The sequence below is a fragment of the Ruegeria sp. K3 genome, assembly GCF_056531845.1.
The window spans coordinates 157406-176674 of the sequence record NZ_JBQFMM010000002.1 but is presented as its reverse complement, the minus strand read 5'-3'; the positions used below and the strand labels follow the sequence as shown (position 1 = coordinate 176674).

Annotated in this window: 17 protein-coding genes and 3 tRNA genes; 10 read left to right on the top strand and 10 right to left on the bottom strand. The window is 57.0% G+C overall.

All coding sequences use genetic code 11. From position 1 onward, the window contains the following. Positions 1–53 precede the first annotated feature (53 nt). The 3 genes from gltX (at position 54) to ACR0MP_RS04620 (ending at position 3983) form a co-directional block, all read left to right on the top strand. Entirely contained in the window at positions 54–1460 is a 1407-nt protein-coding gene (gltX, locus tag ACR0MP_RS04630; protein WP_170405982.1) for a glutamate--tRNA ligase, read from the top strand. Between the two features lie 114 nt (positions 1461–1574). After that, the gene (gltA, locus tag ACR0MP_RS04625) at positions 1575–2870 is read left to right on the top strand and encodes a citrate synthase (RefSeq protein WP_170405985.1); all 1296 of its coding nucleotides are present in this window, start codon (positions 1575–1577) and stop codon (positions 2868–2870) included. A gap of 171 nt (positions 2871–3041) precedes the next feature. Beyond that, a complete protein-coding gene (locus tag ACR0MP_RS04620; protein WP_170405988.1) occupies positions 3042–3983 on the top strand; it encodes an autotransporter domain-containing protein in 942 nt (313 codons plus the stop codon). Between the two features lie 9 nt (positions 3984–3992). Here ACR0MP_RS04620 and ACR0MP_RS04615 read toward each other — a convergent pair whose 3' ends face one another. Next, positions 3993–5060 carry a PA0069 family radical SAM protein gene (locus tag ACR0MP_RS04615; protein ID WP_170405992.1) on the bottom strand — a complete coding sequence of 356 codons (1068 nt, stop codon included), beginning with the start codon at positions 5058–5060 and terminating at the stop codon, positions 3993–3995. Positions 5061–5375: 315 nt separating this feature from the next. Here ACR0MP_RS04615 and ACR0MP_RS04610 point away from each other — a divergent pair, with 315 nt between their 5' ends. Continuing rightward, positions 5376–6074, top strand: a complete 699-nt coding sequence (locus tag ACR0MP_RS04610) for a corrinoid protein (RefSeq protein ID WP_170392964.1) — start codon at positions 5376–5378, stop codon at positions 6072–6074. 101 nt (positions 6075–6175) lie between these two features. Beyond that, complete coding sequence (locus tag ACR0MP_RS04605) at positions 6176–6841, top strand: DUF1638 domain-containing protein (RefSeq protein ID WP_170405995.1); 666 nt, start codon at positions 6176–6178, stop codon at positions 6839–6841. 3 nt (positions 6842–6844) lie between these two features. Here the strand turns inward: ACR0MP_RS04605 and ACR0MP_RS04600 are convergent, their stop codons facing one another. Further along, complete coding sequence (locus tag ACR0MP_RS04600; RefSeq protein WP_170392962.1) at positions 6845–7255, bottom strand: SufE family protein; 411 nt, start codon at positions 7253–7255, stop codon at positions 6845–6847. A 177-nt stretch (positions 7256–7432) separates the two neighbouring features. On the opposite strand from ACR0MP_RS04600, the gene ACR0MP_RS04595 reads away from it, so the two are divergent. Further along, positions 7433–7921 carry a hypothetical protein gene (locus ACR0MP_RS04595; RefSeq protein ID WP_480561439.1) on the top strand — a complete coding sequence of 163 codons (489 nt, stop codon included), beginning with the start codon at positions 7433–7435 and terminating at the stop codon, positions 7919–7921. On the opposite strand, the gene rnd is transcribed toward ACR0MP_RS04595, so the two are convergent. From rnd to purM, 3 genes are all read right to left on the bottom strand, one after another. Continuing rightward, positions 7918–9075 (bottom strand): ribonuclease D, encoded by a 1158-nt coding sequence (rnd, locus tag ACR0MP_RS04590; protein WP_170406001.1) that lies wholly within the window; start codon positions 9073–9075, stop codon positions 7918–7920. The two genes, ACR0MP_RS04595 and rnd, sit on opposite strands and share 4 nt — an antisense overlap. Positions 9076–9185: 110 nt before the next feature. Next, positions 9186–9782 carry a phosphoribosylglycinamide formyltransferase gene (purN, locus tag ACR0MP_RS04585; protein ID WP_170406004.1) on the bottom strand — a complete coding sequence of 199 codons (597 nt, stop codon included), beginning with the start codon at positions 9780–9782 and terminating at the stop codon, positions 9186–9188. Next, a complete protein-coding gene (gene purM / locus ACR0MP_RS04580) occupies positions 9779–10825 on the bottom strand; it encodes a phosphoribosylformylglycinamidine cyclo-ligase (protein ID WP_170406007.1) in 1047 nt (348 codons plus the stop codon). The genes purN and purM overlap by 4 nt, the downstream gene beginning before the upstream one ends. Positions 10826–10932: 107 nt before the next feature. On the opposite strand from purM, the gene ACR0MP_RS04575 reads away from it, so the two are divergent. Next, positions 10933–11009 (top strand) — tRNA-Ile (locus ACR0MP_RS04575). 2 nt (positions 11010–11011) lie between these two features. Here the strand turns inward: ACR0MP_RS04575 and ACR0MP_RS04570 are convergent. Continuing rightward, positions 11012–12331 (bottom strand): ATP-binding protein, encoded by a 1320-nt coding sequence (locus ACR0MP_RS04570; protein ID WP_170406010.1) that lies wholly within the window; start codon positions 12329–12331, stop codon positions 11012–11014. Between the two features lie 44 nt (positions 12332–12375). On the opposite strand from ACR0MP_RS04570, the gene ACR0MP_RS04565 reads away from it, so the two are divergent. From ACR0MP_RS04565 to ACR0MP_RS04555, 3 genes are all read left to right on the top strand, one after another. Beyond that, entirely contained in the window at positions 12376–13290 is a 915-nt protein-coding gene (locus ACR0MP_RS04565) for an MBL fold metallo-hydrolase (protein ID WP_480886998.1), read from the top strand. 73 nt (positions 13291–13363) lie between these two features. Then, positions 13364–13438: transfer RNA gene (locus ACR0MP_RS04560), tRNA-Asn, on the top strand. Positions 13439–13555: 117 nt separating this feature from the next. Further along, positions 13556–13630: transfer RNA gene (locus tag ACR0MP_RS04555), tRNA-Asn, on the top strand. Between the two features lie 17 nt (positions 13631–13647). Here the strand turns inward: ACR0MP_RS04555 and ACR0MP_RS04550 are convergent. The 4 genes from ACR0MP_RS04550 to zwf form a co-directional block, all read right to left on the bottom strand. Beyond that, positions 13648–15267, bottom strand: a complete 1620-nt coding sequence (locus tag ACR0MP_RS04550; RefSeq protein ID WP_480886996.1) for a long-chain-fatty-acid--CoA ligase — start codon at positions 15265–15267, stop codon at positions 13648–13650. A 106-nt stretch (positions 15268–15373) separates the two neighbouring features. Then, entirely contained in the window at positions 15374–16984 is a 1611-nt protein-coding gene (gene pgi, locus ACR0MP_RS04545) for a glucose-6-phosphate isomerase (RefSeq protein ID WP_480886994.1), read from the bottom strand. Positions 16985–16989: 5 nt separating this feature from the next. Next, positions 16990–17661 (bottom strand): 6-phosphogluconolactonase, encoded by a 672-nt coding sequence (gene pgl / locus ACR0MP_RS04540; protein WP_170396937.1) that lies wholly within the window; start codon positions 17659–17661, stop codon positions 16990–16992. Then, a complete protein-coding gene (zwf, locus tag ACR0MP_RS04535; RefSeq protein ID WP_480886993.1) occupies positions 17658–19112 on the bottom strand; it encodes a glucose-6-phosphate dehydrogenase in 1455 nt (484 codons plus the stop codon). The genes pgl and zwf overlap by 4 nt, the downstream gene beginning before the upstream one ends. Between the last annotated feature and the right edge of the window lie 157 nt (positions 19113–19269).

The following is a 19269-nucleotide window of genomic DNA, read 5'->3' as shown; positions in this document are numbered from 1 at the left end:
TAGATAGTCGCCAAACTATGCCCGCTAAGGTTACCAAAAGGTTAATCCACACCATGTCCGATCAGGTCGTCACCCGTTTTGCCCCCTCTCCCACCGGATTTCTGCATATCGGTGGCGCCCGCACTGCGCTGTTCAACTGGCTTTATGCGCGGGGTCGCGGCGGCAAGTTCCTGTTGCGGATCGAGGATACCGATCGGGAACGTTCCACGCCGGAAGCAACAGCGGCCATACTGCAAGGCATGGACTGGCTAGGGCTTGATCATGACGGTGAGGTCGTCAGCCAATTCGAGGGTGCCCCTCGACATGCAGAGGTCGCGCATCAATTGCTGTCCGACGGCAAGGCATACAAGTGCTTTTCGACGCAGGAAGAAATCGCTGCATTCCGTGAACAGGCGCGGGCCGAGGGGCAGTCGACCCTGTTTCGCAGCCCGTGGCGCGAGGCTGACCCTGCCACACATCCCGACGCACCTTACGTGATCCGCATCAAGGCTCCGCAAGACGGTGCCACTGTGATCCGCGATCAGGTGCAGGGCGATGTCACCATTCGCAACGATCAGTTGGATGACATGATCCTGCTGCGTTCGGATGGGACTCCGGTCTATATGCTGGCCGTTGTGGTTGACGATCATGATATGGGCGTGACTCATGTGATCCGGGGCGACGATCACCTCAACAACGCCGCCCGTCAGATGATGATCTACGAGGCGATGGGTTGGGAAGTACCAGTCTGGGCGCATATCCCTTTGATCCATGGACCAGATGGTAAAAAGCTCAGCAAACGTCACGGTGCGTTGGGGGCGCAAGAATATCAGGCTATGGGATATCCGGCATCCGGAATGCGCAACTATCTGGCTCGGCTGGGCTGGAGCCATGGGGATGATGAGTTCTTTACCGATGCCCAAGCTAAAGAGTGGTTCGATCTGGATGGCATCGGCAAAAGCCCGGCGCGATTTGATGTGAAGAAGCTTGAAAACCTTTGTGGACAACATATTGCCGTCGGGGAAGATGCCGCGCTGCAGCATGAAATTCAGGGATATCTGAAGTCAGCTGGTTTGCCGCCGCTTTCCGAAACACAATCCAGTGATTTGATCCGTGCGATGTATTGCCTCAAGGACCGCGCACGCACGTTCCCGGAACTCATTGAAAAAGCTCATTTTGTGCTTACGTCGCGACCTATCCAGCCAGATGAAAAGGCCGCAAAGGCGCTGGCATCTGTATCCGACGGTATACTGAAAGAATTGACGCCGCAGCTGCAAAATGCTAGCTGGTCCCGGAACGAACTGGAGGAGACCCTGAATTCGTTCGCAGAGGCGAATGGGGTTAAGTTCGGCAAATTGGCTGGTCCGCTGCGGGCGGCACTAGCGGGCCGGGCAGTTACACCTTCGGTATTTGACATGATGCTTGTGCTTGGGCGCGATGAAACCCTGGCGCGGCTTTCTGATGCAGCGAACCCGGCCTGATTTCACATAAGGGTAACGCTGCTCCGTTAAGAACGGACTGCGCGACGGAACGCAGTCGTTGCCTGCTTTGTCGGACAGCGATCCGGCATGCGCACGAATGAAGAAGGGACAAACATGACCGAGAGCAAAAAATCAGCCAAACTGACTGTCCACGGCGAAAGCTATGATCTGCCGGTGTTTTCTCCGACCGCTGGGCCCGATGTGATCGATATCCGCAAGCTCTATGGTCAGGCTGGCGTCTTTACTTATGATCCGGGTTTCACGTCCACCGCAAGCTGTGACAGCACCATTACATTCATCGACGGTGACAAGGGCGAGTTGCTGCATCGCGGTTATCCGATCGAACAGATCGCCTCGAAGTCGCATTTCCTCGAACTCAGCTATCTGCTGCTGTATGGCGAGCTGCCTTCGGCGAAGGATCTGGAGAACTTCGAGACCACAATCACCCGCCACACGATGCTGCACGAGCAGATGCAGTATTTCTATCGCGGATTCCGCCGGGATGCGCATCCGATGGCCATCATGGTGGGTGTGGTTGGTGCCATGTCCGCGTTCTATCACGATTCGACCGACATCGCGGACCCGCGTCAGCGTGAAGTAGCTTCGCACCGTTTGATCGCAAAAATGCCGACCATCGCGGCCTGGGCCTACAAATACCATATTGGTCAGCCCTTCGTGTATCCGCGCAACGACCTGGACTATGCGTCAAACTTCCTGCGCATGTGTTTTGCCGTTCCTGCCGAAGATTACGAGGTGAACCCGATTCTGGCACGCGCCATGGATCGTATCTTCATGCTGCAGGCGGATCACGAACAGAACGCCTCGACTTCGACGGTGCGTCTGGCATCTTCTTCGGGTGCAAACCCATTCGCCTGTATCGCGGCCGGTATCGCCTGTCTATGGGGTCCGGCCCATGGTGGTGCGAACCAGGCTTGCCTTGAAATGCTGGAAGAGATCGGCAGCGTGGACCGCATCCCCGAGTTTATCGAGCGTGCCAAAGACAAAGATGACCCGTTCCGTCTGATGGGCTTTGGCCACCGCGTCTACAAGAACTTCGATCCACGCGCGAAAGTGATGAAGCAATCGGCAGACGAAGTACTTGACCTGCTGGGCGTAGAAAACAATCCCAAACTACAGGTCGCGAAGGCGCTGGAAAAACAGGCGCTGGAAGATCCGTATTTCATCGAAAAGAAACTGTTCCCGAATGTCGACTTCTATTCGGGCATCGTGATGGAAGCGATGGGTTTCCCAACCTCGATGTTCACGCCAATCTTCGCATTGTCACGCACCGTTGGCTGGGTTAGCCAGTGGAAAGAAATGATTGCCGATCCACAGAATAAGATCGGACGCCCACGTCAGCTTTATCTGGGCGCGAGCAACCGCGATTACGTGGACATCGAAAACCGCTGATCCACACACAATATCGATGTTAAGACCCCGGTTAGCCGGGGTCTTTTTTTCCGTAGCGTTACCAAAATGAGACCGTTCGAAACCAATCGTAAATGACTGTTTCGATGCATCTTTCCGCGTTACCTCTGTCCGCCTAATGTTGCCGCGTCCGACGAATAGTGTTTGGTTCTCATGCGTTTCATCTTCTTGTTCACCATGTTGCTACTTGCGCAATCGGCATCCGCTCAAAGCGTGCTGGAACGTGCTTTTGAGAAGCAGCAGCAGGAAAACGCCGCCGGGTCGTTGGCAATCTTGGGGCTGGCAGGCATCCCGGACGATTCTGCCAGCGCAATCTCACTGCAATCAAATACAGACAATCGCGATTACGATTTCAAATCCGCCCAGCTGGGCGGCGGGTTTCGCCTTGCTGAGGGCGTGCCGATCTATCTTGAGGGGTATTTAGGCTACGCGCGCTATGACCCCGTTCTGACCTTCAGCGGCACCGGAGATACCACGCGTATTCCGCTGAAATGGACCAGCCTCGCCATGACCGGCGGTGTCGGCTATCAGTTCGACATCGGCGAGTATTGGAAAATGACCCCGATGGCCCATATCTCGGTCGGACGTACGCAATCCGACGCATCTGTCGGTGCGCAAGCCATCGCCAACCGCCTGGGGCTTGATCGAGACTTTCTCGAAAGCGGCGGCATCTGGGCTGGTGGCGCAGGCGGATCGATGACGGTCTCGTACGAGAGAGCTCTGTCCAACGACCGGGAATTCGAGGCAAGCCTGCGCTATACCCATATCGAATACTGGCCTATCGGAGACAACGAGGACCTGTTGGTTGAATCAACTGCCGCAAATGCAGTTCTGTGGTCACGCTACCGCTTTCCAACTGGAAAACGCATGTTCGGTCGCCCGGTCCGCTGGGTGGGCGATCTGTCCCTGTCCTATCTGATCGGGGATCAGGCACTTGTATTGGGCACCGACTGGCTGGCACGCGTAGGTGGTGGGATCGAGGTCGATCTGTCTGACACATGGGTGCCTTGGGTATCAACGACACGGTTTATGGTCCGCTACTACGGCAGCGATACCGTCAACGGCTTCTCGGCCGGTATTGGCATTAGTTTCTGAACCAAGGCTTCAAAACAAAGCCAGTTGATCACCGGGCTGGGGTGGAGGTGCAAACGCCGCACAGTTCAGTGGCGGCATGTCTGTCGACAGCCCGAGACGTTTGACTGCGGCCTTGAACCGTTGCGCAATCATCTCGGCATAGGTCCCTTCGCCCCGCATGCGGTGGCCCCACCGGGGGTCGTATTCCCTACCCCCATGCATTTCGCGCAGCCGCGCCATCACCTTCTCTGCTCTGCCTGGCTGATGTTCACTCAGCCATTCGCGCCAAAGCCCGGATACTTCACGCGGTAGCCGCAGCATGATCCAGCTCGCGGAATCTGCGCCGGCCTGCTTTCCGGCCTCCAGCAGATTTTCCAGCTCATGATCGGTTAATCCGGGCACGATTGGAGACGTCATAACGCGCACAGGCACGCCAGCCTCGGTCAGGTTGCGGATCATTCCGAGCCTGCGCTGTGGTGAAGGCGCCCGGGGTTCCATCCGCCGGGAAAGATCCCGGTCCAATGTGGTCAGCGAAATGCCAACCCGGACAAGACCATTGCTGGCCATCGGTGCCAGAATATCAAGATCACGCTCGATCAGAGTCCCCTTGGTCACAATACCGACCGGATGTTGAAAATCTCTCAGAACCTTTAGACAGCTTCTTGTTATCTTGCGGTTTTTTTCGATGGGTTGATAGGGATCGGTGTTGGTGCCCAGTGCAATCGTGGCCACCTTGTAAGAACGTGCCGAGAGTTCGCGACGCAATAGCTCAGCCGCATTGGGTCGTGCAACAAGGCGGGTTTCGAAATCCAAACCCGGAGACAGCCCCAGATACGCATGCGTTGGCCGAGCAAAGCAATACACGCATCCATGCTCGCAGCCCCGATATGGGTTTATGGATCGGTCAAAAGGTAGGTCCGGCGACTTGTTATAGGTGATCAGATTGCGCGCCATTTCTTCCCGAACTTCGGTCCGCAACGGGGGCAGTTCGTCTGGCAAATCCCAGCCATCTTCGGTCAACTCGGTTGTAAACCTCTCGAATCGACCTGCTTCGTTTGAGGTTGCTCCGCGCCCAGGGCTTTTGATGGCAGCAGTCATTTGTTCGCCTTTTGTTCCTATCACTAGATGTAATTAAAACCAGTTTCACTGGCAAGATTCATGTTTCGATTCCCAAAAATCATCAGATGCTCGAAACCGGCGACGCATTAGACTGCAGGTGAATTTACCGTGGCTAATGAAACCAATGCAGGATGATCTTGCAAAATTCGATGTCGCTGAGTGCGAATATTCGGCCTATAGGTCGGTCTCAGAACGACCTAGGTCGCAATCGTCACAGTAGACCTGCGACGAAATGGCCAAAACGGTGAAAATGCCACCACGGGCCGCAGGCCCGCACAGCTCAGGGAAATACCCATGTCTGATGAAGAAGACATCGTCCTGTCCGAACTGAATGACGACGAACTCGTCGAACAGATGTTCGATGACCTTTATGACGGCCTGAAGGAAGAGATCGAAGAAGGTGTGAACATCCTGCTCGAGCGCGGATGGCAACCCTATGACATCCTGACCAAAGCGCTGGTTGGCGGCATGACAATTGTCGGCCATGACTTCCGCGACGGCATCCTGTTCGTGCCTGAGGTTCTGCTCGCGGCCAACGCCATGAAAGGCGGTATGGCGATCCTGAAGCCTCTGCTGGCTGAAACTGGTGCTCCGCGCGTTGGCAAGATGGTGATCGGCACCGTAAAGGGTGACATCCATGACATCGGCAAGAACCTTGTTGCGATGATGATGGAAGGCGCCGGGTTCGAAGTTGTTGACATCGGCATCAACAACCCGGTCGAGAACTACCTCGAAGCGCTGGAAAACGAACAGCCCGACATTCTGGGCATGTCCGCTCTGCTGACGACGACGATGCCTTATATGAAGGTCGTGATCGACACTTTGGTCGAACAGGGCCTGCGTGATGAATATACCGTTCTGGTTGGCGGCGCTCCGCTGAACGAAGAGTTCGGCAAGGCGATCGGCGCTGACGGCTATTGCCGCGACGCAGCCGTGGCGGTGGAAATGGCCAAGGACTTTATGTCGCGCAAGCACAACCAACTGGCCGGCTGACGCGCGATACCATATCGCGAGACAGGCCGCCCTTATTGGGGCGGCCTTTTTTGTCCGAACCTCGGGCACATATTTAGCTAAAGACCAGTCAGAGAGATCAGATGACCGACTCAAACATGCCAGATGATGACAGCCTGACCCGTCAGGGCTATGTCGCACCGCACAGCACCGAGTCAATTCTTCTGATCGCATGCGGCGCACTGGCGCGCGAGATTTTGGACTTGAAAGAACGGAACGGCTGGGATCACATGGCGCTGACTTGCCTGCCCGCCATTTTACATGTGCACCCGGAAAAGATTACACAGGCGGTCGAGGATGCGGTTGCCAAGCATCGGGACTCCTACGATCGCATCTACGTTGTCTATGCTGATTGCGGAACCGGTGGGTTGCTACAAGCAGCGTGCGAGCGACTGGGGGTCGAGATGATCCAAGGGCCCCATTGCTATTCCTTCTTCGAGGGCAATTTGGCCTTTGCCGCGCATGGAGACGATGAAACCACCGCTTTTTATCTGACAGATTTCCTTGCGCGGCAGTTTGATGCGTTTGTCTGGAAACCGCTGGGTCTAGACCGGCATCCTGAATTGCGAGAGATGTATTTCGGCAATTACACCAAGCTCGTCTATCAAGCACAAACTGATGATCCCAACCTCACTCGCCGCGCGCAGGAGTGTGCCGAACGGATGGGGCTGGAATTCGAACGTCGGCAAACCGGCTATGGCGATTTGGAAACCACGCTTGCTGACTGGGCAGCACGCAAATCCACCTAAAAGTCAGGCGCTGGCCAATGCCACTTCGCGAATACGTTCTATCATAGCGCGTAACCCGTTCGAACGTTGGGCAGACAAATGATCCTGCAACCCCAGTCGCGCGAGTTCTCCACCGGCATCAACACTGGGCACCTCGGCCACCGGCAAGCCGTTATACAGGCTACGCAGAACCGCAATCAGGCCCCGAACAATCAGGGCATCGCTGTCACCGTCAAATCGGAATTGACCGCCCTCAATGGTTGGATGCAGCCAGACCTGACTGGCGCAACCATTCACCTTGGTCGCAGGGACTTTGAATGCATCATCCAGAGGCTCCATCGCTTTGCCCTGCTCGATCACATGGCGATAGCGGTCTTCCCAGTCCTCCAGGAACTCGAAATCCTCGACTATCTCTTCGAAGGCTGGCGTTGCCATATCGGGTCCGTCCTTGCGTTACGCGTTCACAATTGTGAACTATGCTCAGCGCTACCGACTGTCCAGTCCCCAGCGTGGCTTTTCAAACGATCGAATTTGCGTTAACCCGATGCAGGTAAAGTTGCACAAAGTACTGGGTCCATGCACAAAACTCTGCCTGTTCTGATGATCTCCACAATGGCTCTGTCCGCTTGTAGCAACTGGAGCAACTCAAGCGCGAATCCATCGAACTGGTTTGGCAGCAGCACACCCAGCCCATCCGAAGTATCAGCCGATGACGCTAATGCCTTGGTTCCCGAAAATGCCGACAAAAAAGGCCTGTTCGAGCGTCCGGACGCCGAGGATAATAGCGTTCCAATCGCCGTGATCAACGAATTGCGGATCGACCCAACCTCGACGGGTGCAATCATCTATGCGGCTGGCACAGCCATTCGACAGGGTGCGTTCAACGCACAGCTCGCGCGCGTAAGATCGGAAGAACTCAGCAAAAATGGCGTTATGGAGTTCACCTTCCGCGTGGATTACCCGGACTACGCCACTGCGCAGGGCACCGAACGGTCGCGGATGGTTTCAGAGGCCGTCAATGTAAGCCGAAAAGAACTGGAAGGTATTCGTTTAGTTCGGGTCAAAGGCCAGCAGAACGCGTTGGAATCTCGTCGCCGTTAAAGCGAGACAACCTGCACTGCCTGTCCCTTGGCGGCCAAAGCAATCTTGCCTTCGCAAAGCTTCAGCGCGTCCTCGCCAAAAACCTCGAACCGCCAACCGGACATGGCGGGAACTTCTCGTTCGCCTGCAGCGATCTGATCCAATTCCGCGCTGGAGGCGATCAATTTTGCGGCAACGCCTGCGCTTTCGGTCTTTGATTTCAAAAGAACGCGCAGCAAATCTGCAAGTGCCGGGTTGACCTTCAGCTTGTCACGGCTGTTGTCAATTTTCGGCAATCGGTCTTGCGGGCAACCTACGCCCCGTTTTACCGCCTCCAGAATGCCTTCTGCGATCGCCCCTTTGCGCGCTTCGCGCAGCAACAAGCGCGACCCGCCCAGATCAGAGGGCGTCTTGGGCTTGGTCGAGGCCATCTCGATTAACGCATCGTCTTTGAACACACGGCTTCGTGGCACATTGTTCTCTTGCGCATAGGCCTCACGGAACTGCGCCAGCTCTCGAACCACGGCCAGAAACTTGGCAGAGTTGGTCCGCGTTTTGACCCGCCGCCACGCCTCTTCCGGGCGAATGTCATATGTCTCGGGTCGGGTCAGTATGCGAAGCTCTTCTGCGACCCAGTGATCCCGGCGCGACTTCTTAAGTTCTGCAGCCAGATGCTCATAGATTTTCCGAAGATGGGTTACATCTGCCAGTGCGTATGTTTTCTGCGCATCCGTCAGAGGGCGCCGTGACCAGTCGGTGAAGCGAGAAGTTTTATCGACCCCTTCCTTGCAGATCTTCCGGACCAGAGTTTCATAGCCAACCTGTTCACCAAAACCGCAGACCATCGCAGCGACCTGAGTATCAAACAACGGAGTCGGAAAGACGCCCGCGTCGACCCAAAAAATTTCAAGATCCTGCCGCGCGGCGTGGAAAACCTTGACCACGCTTTCGTCGCTGAACAGCTGGTACAAAGGCTCCAGCGACATGCCGTCAGCCAATGGATCAACCAGAACGGCGCTGTCTTCATCTTCCGATGGCACTGCAAGCTGCACCAGACAGAGTTTCGAATAATAGGTCCGTTCGCGCAGAAATTCGGTATCTACAGTGACATAAGGATATTGTGCAGCAGCCGAGCAGAATGCGGCCAGCTCTTGCGTCGTCGTCAGGGTTTTCATGCGCGGTGCTGTTCTTGCTTTTGGTTATTGTGACTGCCCGTGCCGTCCTCGTCCCGAGCGATATGCGACCATAAGACGAATAACCTTTGCGTGTAAATCACCCCTCCGCGTTAGGGCAGAAGAACTGGGTCTTTGTTGCCCATACAATAACGGCGAAGCACGGCAGGGTAGAGTTTGTGCTCCCAGGTCAACACGCGGGCGGCGAGCTCCTCAGGCGTGTCCCCTACCCGTACACCCACGCGCGCCTGACCCAGAATCGGCCCGTCATCCAACGCTGCAGTAACTTCGTGAACGGTGCAGCCATGTTCGGCGTCGCCTGCTTCAATGGCGCGGGCATGGGTGTTCAAACCCTTGTACTTAGGCAAAAGCGATGGGTGGATGTTCAGCATCCGGCCCTGGAAACGCGATACAAATTCACCCGTCAATACACGCATGAAACCGGCCAGACAGACAACATCCGGCTGGGCTGCCATAAGCGGTTTAAGCAGTTCTGCCTCAAACGCAGCGCGATCTTTGCCAAAGGGCTTGTGGTCGACGGCTGCGGTCGGAATTCCGCGCTGTGCAGCTTTCTTCAGCCCTCCGGCATTTGCATCGTTCGACAATACCAGACATGGCCGACCGGGATGATCGCAATTCATGCTGTCGACCAGCGACAGCATGTTCGATCCGCCCCCGGAGATCAGGATCGCGACGCGCTTGTGGCTCACAGCAGTTTGCCTGAGTAGGCCACACCCGGCGCTGCGGTGACTGTTCCGATGCGCGCAACGGATTCGCCTGCCTCTGCAAGCAGTGTTGTAAGATCATCTGCCTGATCTGCAGCGCAGACAACAATCATGCCGATGCCGCAGTTGAAGGTCTTCAACATCTCAGACTCGGCGATGCCACCGGTCTCGGCCATCCATTTGAACACAGGCGGCAAGTCCCAAGCATTCAAATCAATCTCGGCCCCGAGCCCTTCGGGCAATACGCGCGGCAGATTTTCGGTGAGGCCGCCGCCGGTGATATGGGCAAGCGCGCGAACACCGCCAGCCCGGATCGCCTGCAGCGCTGGTTTCACATACAGCCGCGTGGGGGTCAGCAGAGCCTCACCCAATGTTCCGCCACCGAAAGGCGACTCTTCCTCCCAGCCCAGCCCGGACATTTCAACCAGTTTGCGCACCAGCGAATAGCCGTTGGAATGCACCCCGTTCGAAGCCAGCCCCAGCAGGACATCACCCTGTTCAACACCCTCGGGCAATGCGGCCCCGCGTTCCATGGCACCAACCGAGAAACCGGCCAGATCGAAATCGCCGTCAGGGTACATACCCGGCATCTCGGCGGTTTCACCACCAATCAGGGCGCAGCCAGATTGGACACACCCCTCGGCAATTCCTTCGATAATCCGCGCGGCAGTATCGGTGTCCAGCTTACCGGTGGCAAAATAATCCAGGAAAAACAGCGGCTCAGCACCTTGGCAGATCAGATCATTGACGCACATCGCCACCAGATCGATTCCCACGCCATCGACAACGCCGGTATCGATTGCGATCCGCAGCTTGGTGCCCACACCATCGGTTGCGCCCACCAGAACCGGGTCTTGATAGCCAGCCGCTTTCAGGTCGAACAGAGCGCCAAAACCGCCTAGCCCGCTCATCACGCCCGAACGGTTGGTGCGCTTGGCCGCAGGCTTGATCCGATCGACCAGAGCGTTGCCTGCATCGATATCTACACCTGCGTCGGCATAGGTGATTCCGTTCTTGCCCGCTGTCATGGCCAATCCCTCATGAGTGCTTTGCGCGCGGGTTATTCGATTGTGGGCCATGTTGCAACGGTCAGGCTTGACGCGGCCAGTGATCGTGATACCCAAGGCGGGACGGTGGGCCTGTAGCTCAATTGGTTAGAGCAGAGCGCTCATAACGCTTTGGTTGGGGGTTCGAGTCCCTCCGGGCCTACCAAATCACCGTCCAATCACGATATCCGCGCTTAATCCGCCCAGCCTTTCGCTGCTGCCCAGTCGCAGAATACCACCATGTACGCGGGCGATATCGGCAACAATGGCAAGGCCCAAACCCACGCCGGTGCCCTGATTCTGGTTTCGCGCCGGATCAAGTCGCGTGAAGGGTTTGACGGCCTCGGTGCGTTGTTCGATCGGGATACCGGGGCCGTCATCTTCTACCCGAATGCGTAGTGACTTTGGCGTCATCGAAAGGCTGACCTCGGCGCGTGAACCATAGCGATTCGCGTTTCCAATCAGATTCTCTACTGCCCTGCGCATGGCCGATGGGCGCAGCATTGTCGTTCCACGCCCCTCGACCGAGATTAGTTCAACGTGCTGGCCCGCGCGCTGTGCATCGTCAACGATTTGGCTCAGCCAATTTTCGGGTTCAATCTCTTCGGGTGCGCTCTCTGCAGCGCCACGCGAGAAGTCCAAGAATGCATCCAGCAGCGATTGCATCTCGTCCACGTCTTGCAACAACGGTGCGGCCTCGTCCTCGGGCAACATAGCTAATCCAAGTTTCAGACGCGTCAGAGGTGTGCGCAGATCGTGGCTGACCCCCGACAACATGAGCGTGCGCTGCTCAATCTGCCGCTCGATTCGGGCGCGCATGTCAACGAAGGCATTGCCCGCAGCGCGTACCTCGATTGCACCACCGGGTGAATAAGGCACGACCCGCCCGCGACCAAAGGCCTGCGCCGCGTCCGCAAGGCGCGTGATCGGGCGCAACTGATTGCGCATGTAGAGAAACGAGATCGTTGTCATCAGAGCCGCAAAGAACACCATCGTCACAATCAGCTGATGCGGTGCAGTCGGCGACAGGCGTCGGCGATCAAACTCTAGCTCAAGCATGCCCAGATTGGTTGCCAGAAAAAGACTCACTTCCTGTCCATTTGGCAGAGCCACATACTGGGTTTCAGGCAACAAGCTGCGCATTTCCGCATCCACCTGCGGGGCAATGAAATCGTACCATCGACGCGGACTGTTTTTCGGCTCTTCATTCGGCGGCAGAAAGCGGGCGGTCATGTTCAAGACCGACAAGTCCTGCCGCGCAGCTGCCAATGCCTGCTGCTGGGTTTCCGCACCCTCCATCACGTCCAGCACCAGTGTCACCTCGCGCGCCGCCGTGCGGGTCATCTGGGCGGTCACTTCTTCAAGATGTTTTTGCAAAAAGGCAATCGCCACCACCAAAAGCACGACAATGACCGGCAGTACCAGAATGAGTGCGGCACGCGCATATAGGCTACGCGGCATATAGGGTTTGAGCCATTGGGTCGACATACGCTAAACCTAGCGGGCTGCCCGGGCAAGAGGAAGAGGTCAGAATGCAAGCCCACGACGATTTCAACCCTCTCCCTGGACAGGTTGCCGTGCTTGCCCCGGGGCTAAGGCGCATTCTTGCGCCCAATCCCTCGCCAATGACTTATCGTGGTACGAATACCTACCTTCTAGGCGATAAGGACATTGCTGTCATCGACCCTGGGCCATTGAGTGATGCCCATATGCAAGCCATAGTTGATGCGCTGGAACCCGGGCAGCGGATCAGCCACATATTTGTTACGCACACCCATCTGGATCACTCGCCTTTGGCCGCCCCGCTCGCATCCCGCACCGGCGCTCCGGTTCTGGCTTTTGGTGGTCCGCGAGCTGGACGCAGCGAAGTCATGACCGAGCTGGCCCAGAACGGGCTTGCCGGAGGTGGTGAGGGAATCGATGCCGATTTCCGCCCTGATATCGAGCTTGAAGACGGTGAACGCGTCGCGGCAGAAGGCTGGCAACTCGAAGTGATCCACACACCCGGCCATCTGGGCAACCATATCGCGTTGGCCTGGGGGGATGTCTGCTTTACGGCTGATCACGTCATGGGCTGGGCCAGCTCTCTGGTCTCGCCCCCGGACGGAGACCTGACGGATTTCATGGCAGCCTGTCGCCGCCTGCGTGCGCGCGAGTGGTCGGTTTTTCATCCGGGCCATGGTGCCCCTATCACGAATCCTGCCAAGCGCCTGGATTGGCTGATAGACCACCGATTGCAGCGGGAATCACAGATACTCGACGCCCTGGAAAATGGCCCAGAAACGGGCCAACAGCTTGCCCAGCGAATCTATATCGAAACCCCCGCCGCGCTGCTTCCCGCGGCCGAGCGTAATGTCTTCGCCCATCTGGTTGATCTGACCGGCAGATCCCGTGTAGCGCCCTTGGGGGATCTGTCAGTTGCGTCTCGTTTCAAGCGCATCGCGTGAATCGGAAAAAATTGACGGCCCGTGCGCTTCCCCTCTGGACGCCGAAAATACGGGTTGTTATACGCCCCTCAGTTCCGGCGTAGCTCAGCGGTAGAGCAGTTGACTGTTAATCAATTGGTCGTAGGTTCGATCCCTACCGCCGGAGCCAAATCACACCAAATTCTTCATAATTAGCTACGTGAGCCACGGCGAAGTTGTTTCGCAGAAAAAACTCCACTAACCCACTGGACGCCGCAATTTGAGGTTGCTATACGGCGCGGACCGTTCCGGCGTAGCTCAGCGGTAGAGCAGTTGACTGTTAATCAATTGGTCGTAGGTTCGATCCCTACCGCCGGAGCCATTCTTCCCAGACTGGCACTATTCCATCAGCGCATCACTGAAATCCGAGCGCAACGTGCGTTTCAGGACCTTTCCGGTCGCGTTAAGGGGCAAGGCGTCGACGAACACGACCTTGTCGGGCACCTGCCATTTGGCGATTTTGCCGTCGAAGAATGCCAACAAATCCTGCTCGGTCGGTTCTTCGCCCTCGGCCTTCACTGCTACTAAAAGCGGGCGTTCGTCCCATTTCGGATGCGGCACGCCCACAACGGCAGCCGTCGCTAGCTGAGGGTGTGCGACCGCGATGTTCTCCAACTCGACAGAGCTGATCCATTCGCCCCCCGATTTGATGATATCTTTCGAACGGTCGCGGATGGTCATGAACCCATCCGGGTCCAGTGTTGCAACGTCGCCAGTCGCGAACCAGCCATCTTGCAACAAGTCCTCGTCCTGCATGTGGAAATAACTGTCCAGAACCCAATGGCCGCGCACCATCAGATCGCCCTGCGTTTCGCCGTCATGAGGAAGATCGTTGCCATCATCATCAACAATTTTCAGTTCAACCCCAAAGGGCGGGCGGCCCTGGCTTTCGCGCAGCTTGTGTTGCGCTTCGATGGGCATGTCCAGATGTTTGGCCATCGGATAATTCGTCGTGCCCAGCGGGCTCATTTCGCTCATGCCCCAGGCGTGGACGGTATCGACACCATAAATTTCGCGGAACGTTTCAATCATTGAGGGCGGGCATGCCGCACCACCGATTACAGTACGATTGAGGCTTTTCAAGTTGGTCCCGCATGTCGCGGCATGGGCCAGCAGACCTTGCCAAATGGTCGGTACGCCCATCGCCAGCGTGACGCCATATGTGTCGATCAGATTGACCAATGCCTCGCCATGCAATCCCGGCCCCGGCATCACCATTCGCGAACCAGACATAGCGCTGGCATAGGGCGAGCCCCAAGCGTTGACGTGGAACATTGGCACCACCGGCATCACCACATCCATGGCGGAATAGCCGATTACGTCGCGCGTGTTCGACGCGAAGCTATGCAGAACTGTAGAGCGGTGGGAATAGAGAACGCCTTTGGGGTTCCCAGTGGTACCCGAAGTATAACAGAGGCTGGAGGCAGTGTTTTCATCAAAGCTGGGCCACGCGTAGTCTGTATCACCGGTTTCAATCATCTCGTCATAAAAAACCAACCCCGGCACCTGAGACAGCGCAGCCTCGTCCCGCGCACCCATCAGCACATAGTACTGCACCTCAGTCAGATGCTCTTGCAGCGCGGCGACCAAAGGCAGGAAGGTCGCATCGAAAAACAGGACCCGGTCCTGCGCGTGGTTGATGATATAGGTTAGTTGTTCGGGAAACAGACGCGGGTTGATCGTGTGGCAGACAAAGCCCGCGCCGGACACCGCATAGTAGATCTCAAGGTGGCGGCGGTTATTCCAGGCCAGCGTGCCCACGCGATCCTGCGGTTGCAGCCCCAGCTTTTCCAACGCCGAAGCCATCCGTCGGGCGTTCTGCGCGATCCCGGACCAATTGGTCTCGGTCACGGTTCCGTCCGTCTCGACCGAGATGATCTCGGTCTGCCCGTGATAACGTTCAGCATGTTCAATAAGCGACGAAATCAGCAAAGGCTGCGTCATCATCTGTCCCAGCATGGACATTCCTCCCATCGTCAGCGCTTGGCCGCGCCGTTATGTCTTGGCAACAACCCTGCCAAGAATTCAATTGTCTGACAATAAGAGAGTGCGGCAGGGTGCCGCGTCAACCGCGATGTCGCAATGCGTATCCAACCAGCGCCGAGGTCGAGCCATCTTTGCCATCGGCGCTGACCTCACCGTCCACGATCGGTCCCAGAGACGTTGCCAGTTCCTTGCCCAGCTCAACACCCCACTGATCGAACGAGTTGATTCCAAGCAGCACGCCTTCGACAAACACACGGTGTTCATAAAGCGCAATGATTTGACCCAGCACAAACGGGGTAAGCTGCGGATAGATCAGCGTGGTTGACGGGCGGTCGCCCGAAAACACACGATGGCGTGCCTGACGCTCCGACTCGTCGCCTGTCAGGCCCTTTTCGGCCATGCGTGCGCGTGCAACATCCAGCGACCGACCCCGCATTAGCGCTTCGGACTGGGCCAAGCAATTGGCCAATAGAAGGCGATGATGATGGGCCAGTTCCGGCTCATGCCCGTTTGCCGCCACCATGAATTCGCAGGGGATCACATCGGTGCCCTGATGGATCAACTGATAAAATGCATGCTGCCCATTTGTGCCGGGTTCGCCCCAGACAACCGGACCTGAAGGCATGGTCAGCGCGCTGCCATCCATCGCGACAGATTTACCGTTCGATTCCATCTCAAGCTGTTGGAAATAGGCAGGCAGGCGCAGCAGACGCTGATCATATGGCAGAACTGCGCGGCTGGCATGCCCAAGCACCTGACGATGCCAGACCCCCACAAGCGCCAGCATAACTGGCAGATTTTCTGCCCATTCGGCGGATTGAAAGTGCAGATCCATCGCCTGACCGCCCCGTAGAAACGCGTCAAACGCGTTCGAGCCAACGGCGATCATTACCGGCAGTCCGACCGGCCCCCAGACCGAGTACCGCCCGCCGACCCAATCCGCGAAGCCAAACACCCGCGACTCGGGAATCCCGAAGGCCTGAGTCTTGTCAACAGCGCTGGAGACCGCTGCGAATTGCCGCGCCGGATCACCACCACCATCGACCATCCAAGCCCGCGCCGTGCGTGCATTGGTCATCGTCTCGATGGTCGTAAAGGTCTTCGAAGCGACAATCACCAGAGTCCGTGTCGGATCAAGCGGGCGCAGCGTATCCGCAATATGCGCGCCATCCACGTTTGAGACATAATGCAGCCTTGGCCCGTCGTGATAAGGTGCCAAGGCATGCGTCGCCATCACCGGCCCAAGGTCCGAGCCGCCGATGCCAATGTTGACCACATCCGTAAAGCTGCCCCCTGCCCCTTTGATCGCCCCGCCACGCACTTCTTCGGCAAAGACGCGCATTCGCTGCAAAGTGCCCAGTACGTCCGGCATTACGTCCTGACCATCGACCTCGACCGGGCCTCCGTCGAGATTGCGTAGCGCGGTATGCAATACAGCCCGGCCTTCGGTTTCGTTGATCTTTTCACCGGAGAACATCGCGGCCCGACGCTCTGCCAATTCGACTTGATCGCAAAGCTGGATCAGTGCCGCGCGGATATCTTCGTCGATTTGTGTCTTCGAATAGTCAAACAGCAGATCTCCGGTCGAAGCCGAGAAACCCTGCGCCCGGTTTGGATCGGCGTCAAACAGATCGAGTATCCGACGGCCCGTCTGTGTGGCTGCGAGTGAGTTCAATTGATCCAGCTGCATCGTGATTACTCCGCCCAATGTACGGTCATGCCGCTGAGCACGGCCGCGATCGGAGCTTCCTCGGGTGGCAGTGACATGGCACGATCCAGGGCATTCCGTTTAGTTTCTCCGAATATGACGAGATGCTTGGACAAAGCGCCGTCCAGAACCGGACCCGTCAGCGTGATACGCGCTTCGGGCTGCACGTCGGTCCGCGCTACCGCCAGTGTCGGGGCGTTGTTGTTCAGAGCAGCAGACAAGCCCTGCATCCCCGGAAAGAGCGAGGCGGTATGCATGTCCTCACCCATACCTAGCACCAGAACCGATAGCGGCAGATGCGGGTTAATCAGGCTTTCGATCTCGGGCAAAACCGCCTCAGGCTCATGTTCCGCAACATAGAGCGGCATGTATTGTGCAATGGATGCGCGACTGGTCAGCAACCGTTCCCGGATCAACCTCTCGTTCGAACGCTCGTGATCACCCGGCACGCATCTTTCATCGGTCGGCAGTATGTGCACACGATCCCATTCCAGATCCGCAGCGCACAATCCATCAAAGATCGGCCCCGGTGTGGTTCCGCCCGGAACGGCCAACGAGACAGTATCATGATGTAGCAATGCGGCCTCAAGGTCTCCGGCCAATGCATTCGCGACATCAATCGCCAGCATGTCGCGATCGGCATATTCTTTGATATTCATGGATTTATTCCTTGCCAGCGGCGGTGGTCTCGTTTCATCAGCAACTCAGCGTCGCCCGGGCCGGTGCTGCCGTTTTCATAGGGTTTGGGAACATCACCACGCGCCTCCCAGCCCGCGATAATCGGATCGGTCCAGGCCCATGCGGCTTCTACCTCATCGCCGCGCATGAACAGGGTTTGGTTGCCGCGAATGACATCCATCACCAGCCGCTCATAAGCGTCGGGTGGGTCCTGGTTTTCAGGCCCAAGCGCTTCGGCAAAGCTCATGTCCAGCGGAACGTCAACCAGACGCATGCCTCCCTGCCCCGGCTCTTTAATTGTCACTTTCAAAGTGATGCCTTCATTGGGCTGCAACCGGATCGACAGGGCATTCGCATGACGCCCGGCCTCTTCGCCAAAAATCGAATGCGGAGCATCCTTGAACATCACATTGATGACCGAGGACCGCGCCACCAGCTCTTTGCCCGTGCGCAGATAGAACGGTGTGCCCGCCCAACGCCAATTGCTGATATGTGCGCGCAATGCGATGTAGCTTTCCGTCGTCGACCTTTGATTGCCGACAACTTGACGATACCCTCGGCCATCGGCACCGCCTGCAAACTGACCTCGCACGATATGGTGCGGCTCAACCGAATCCAACGCGCGTATGACCTTGAGTTTCTCATCGCGCACCGCGTCCGGATCAAATTTTGCGGGTGGTTCCATCGCGATCAGACACAAAAGCTGCATCAGATGGTTCTGCATCATGTCGCGCATGGCGCCAGCGCGCTCGTAATACTCTTCACGACCGTCAATGCCGACGGTCTCGGCCACAGTGATCTGAATGTGATCGACATACTGGCTGTTCCAAAGCGGTTCGAACAGCATGTTGCCGAACCGAACGGCCATAAGATTCTGAACGGTTTCCTTACCCAGATAATGATCGATCCGATAGATTTGCCCTTCGTCAAAATGCGCCGCCAGTGTCGCATTCAACGCGCGAGCACTTTCCAGATCGTGCCCAAAAGGCTTTTCGACGACGATACGGGTTTGCGGGGTGGCCAGATTGTGCGCCCTGATCTGTTCGGCCAGCGGGCCAAACAATCGGGGGCCTACCGAGAAATAGAAGGCCCTGATACGATCCGCATTCAGCATTTCGGCCAACTGGGCCCAACCATCTTCGGACAATGCGTCAAGCGGGACATACTCCACAAGCTGCAGAAAACCGTTCACAGCCTCCTGATCATTTGCCCGCTTCGGTGCGTGCTGCCGCAACGATTCGGCCACCATCTCGCGAAAGCCATCAACGGTCAGAGCGCCCCGCGCTGCGCCGATGATCCGGGTGGCCTCGGGCCACTGCCCGGCGCAGTAACGCCGAAACAGGGCCGGAACGATCTTGCGCTGTGCCAGATCGCCGGTTCCGCCGAATATGACCAGATCAAATGGGTCAACAGGTATGACACGAGAAACCATGGCTTTTCCTTACCTTGCCGCTTGGGGCATGTCCAATGTTAGCGCAACCAATCAGCAACTTTCTTCCCACATCAAAACTCTGTCAGCGAGGGGTAGATACTCTTAACTAAACCGGCACAAACGGTTAAGTCGGTTTGGCACAAGCACAGAACCGGAT

Excerpts from the sequence above, each read along its gene's own strand:
- gltX (WP_170405982.1), top strand. The coding sequence starts at position 54 with ATGTCCGATCAGGTCGTCACCCGTTTTGCCCCCTCTCCCACCGGATTT.
- rnd (WP_170406001.1), bottom strand. The coding sequence starts at position 9,075 with ATGAAAACCCTGACGACGACGCAAGAGCTGGCCGCATTCTGCTCGGCT.
- ACR0MP_RS04570 (WP_170406010.1), bottom strand. The coding sequence starts at position 12,331 with ATGTCGACCCAATGGCTCAAACCCTATATGCCGCGTAGCCTATATGCG.
- pgl (WP_170396937.1), bottom strand. The coding sequence starts at position 17,661 with ATGAATATCAAAGAATATGCCGATCGCGACATGCTGGCGATTGATGTC.
- ACR0MP_RS04595 (WP_480561439.1), top strand. The coding sequence starts at position 7,433 with ATGGCTCTGTCCGCTTGTAGCAACTGGAGCAACTCAAGCGCGAATCCA.
- ACR0MP_RS04565 (WP_480886998.1), top strand. The coding sequence starts at position 12,376 with ATGCAAGCCCACGACGATTTCAACCCTCTCCCTGGACAGGTTGCCGTG.
- ACR0MP_RS04550 (WP_480886996.1), bottom strand. The coding sequence starts at position 15,267 with ATGCTGGGACAGATGATGACGCAGCCTTTGCTGATTTCGTCGCTTATT.
- pgi (WP_480886994.1), bottom strand. The coding sequence starts at position 16,984 with ATGCAGCTGGATCAATTGAACTCACTCGCAGCCACACAGACGGGCCGT.
- ACR0MP_RS04610 (WP_170392964.1), top strand. The coding sequence starts at position 5,376 with ATGTCTGATGAAGAAGACATCGTCCTGTCCGAACTGAATGACGACGAA.
- ACR0MP_RS04615 (WP_170405992.1), bottom strand. The coding sequence starts at position 5,060 with ATGACTGCTGCCATCAAAAGCCCTGGGCGCGGAGCAACCTCAAACGAA.
- gltA (WP_170405985.1), top strand. The coding sequence starts at position 1,575 with ATGACCGAGAGCAAAAAATCAGCCAAACTGACTGTCCACGGCGAAAGC.
- ACR0MP_RS04620 (WP_170405988.1), top strand. The coding sequence starts at position 3,042 with ATGCGTTTCATCTTCTTGTTCACCATGTTGCTACTTGCGCAATCGGCA.
- purM (WP_170406007.1), bottom strand. The coding sequence starts at position 10,825 with ATGACAGCGGGCAAGAACGGAATCACCTATGCCGACGCAGGTGTAGAT.
- ACR0MP_RS04600 (WP_170392962.1), bottom strand. The coding sequence starts at position 7,255 with ATGGCAACGCCAGCCTTCGAAGAGATAGTCGAGGATTTCGAGTTCCTG.
- zwf (WP_480886993.1), bottom strand. The coding sequence starts at position 19,112 with ATGGTTTCTCGTGTCATACCTGTTGACCCATTTGATCTGGTCATATTC.
- ACR0MP_RS04605 (WP_170405995.1), top strand. The coding sequence starts at position 6,176 with ATGACCGACTCAAACATGCCAGATGATGACAGCCTGACCCGTCAGGGC.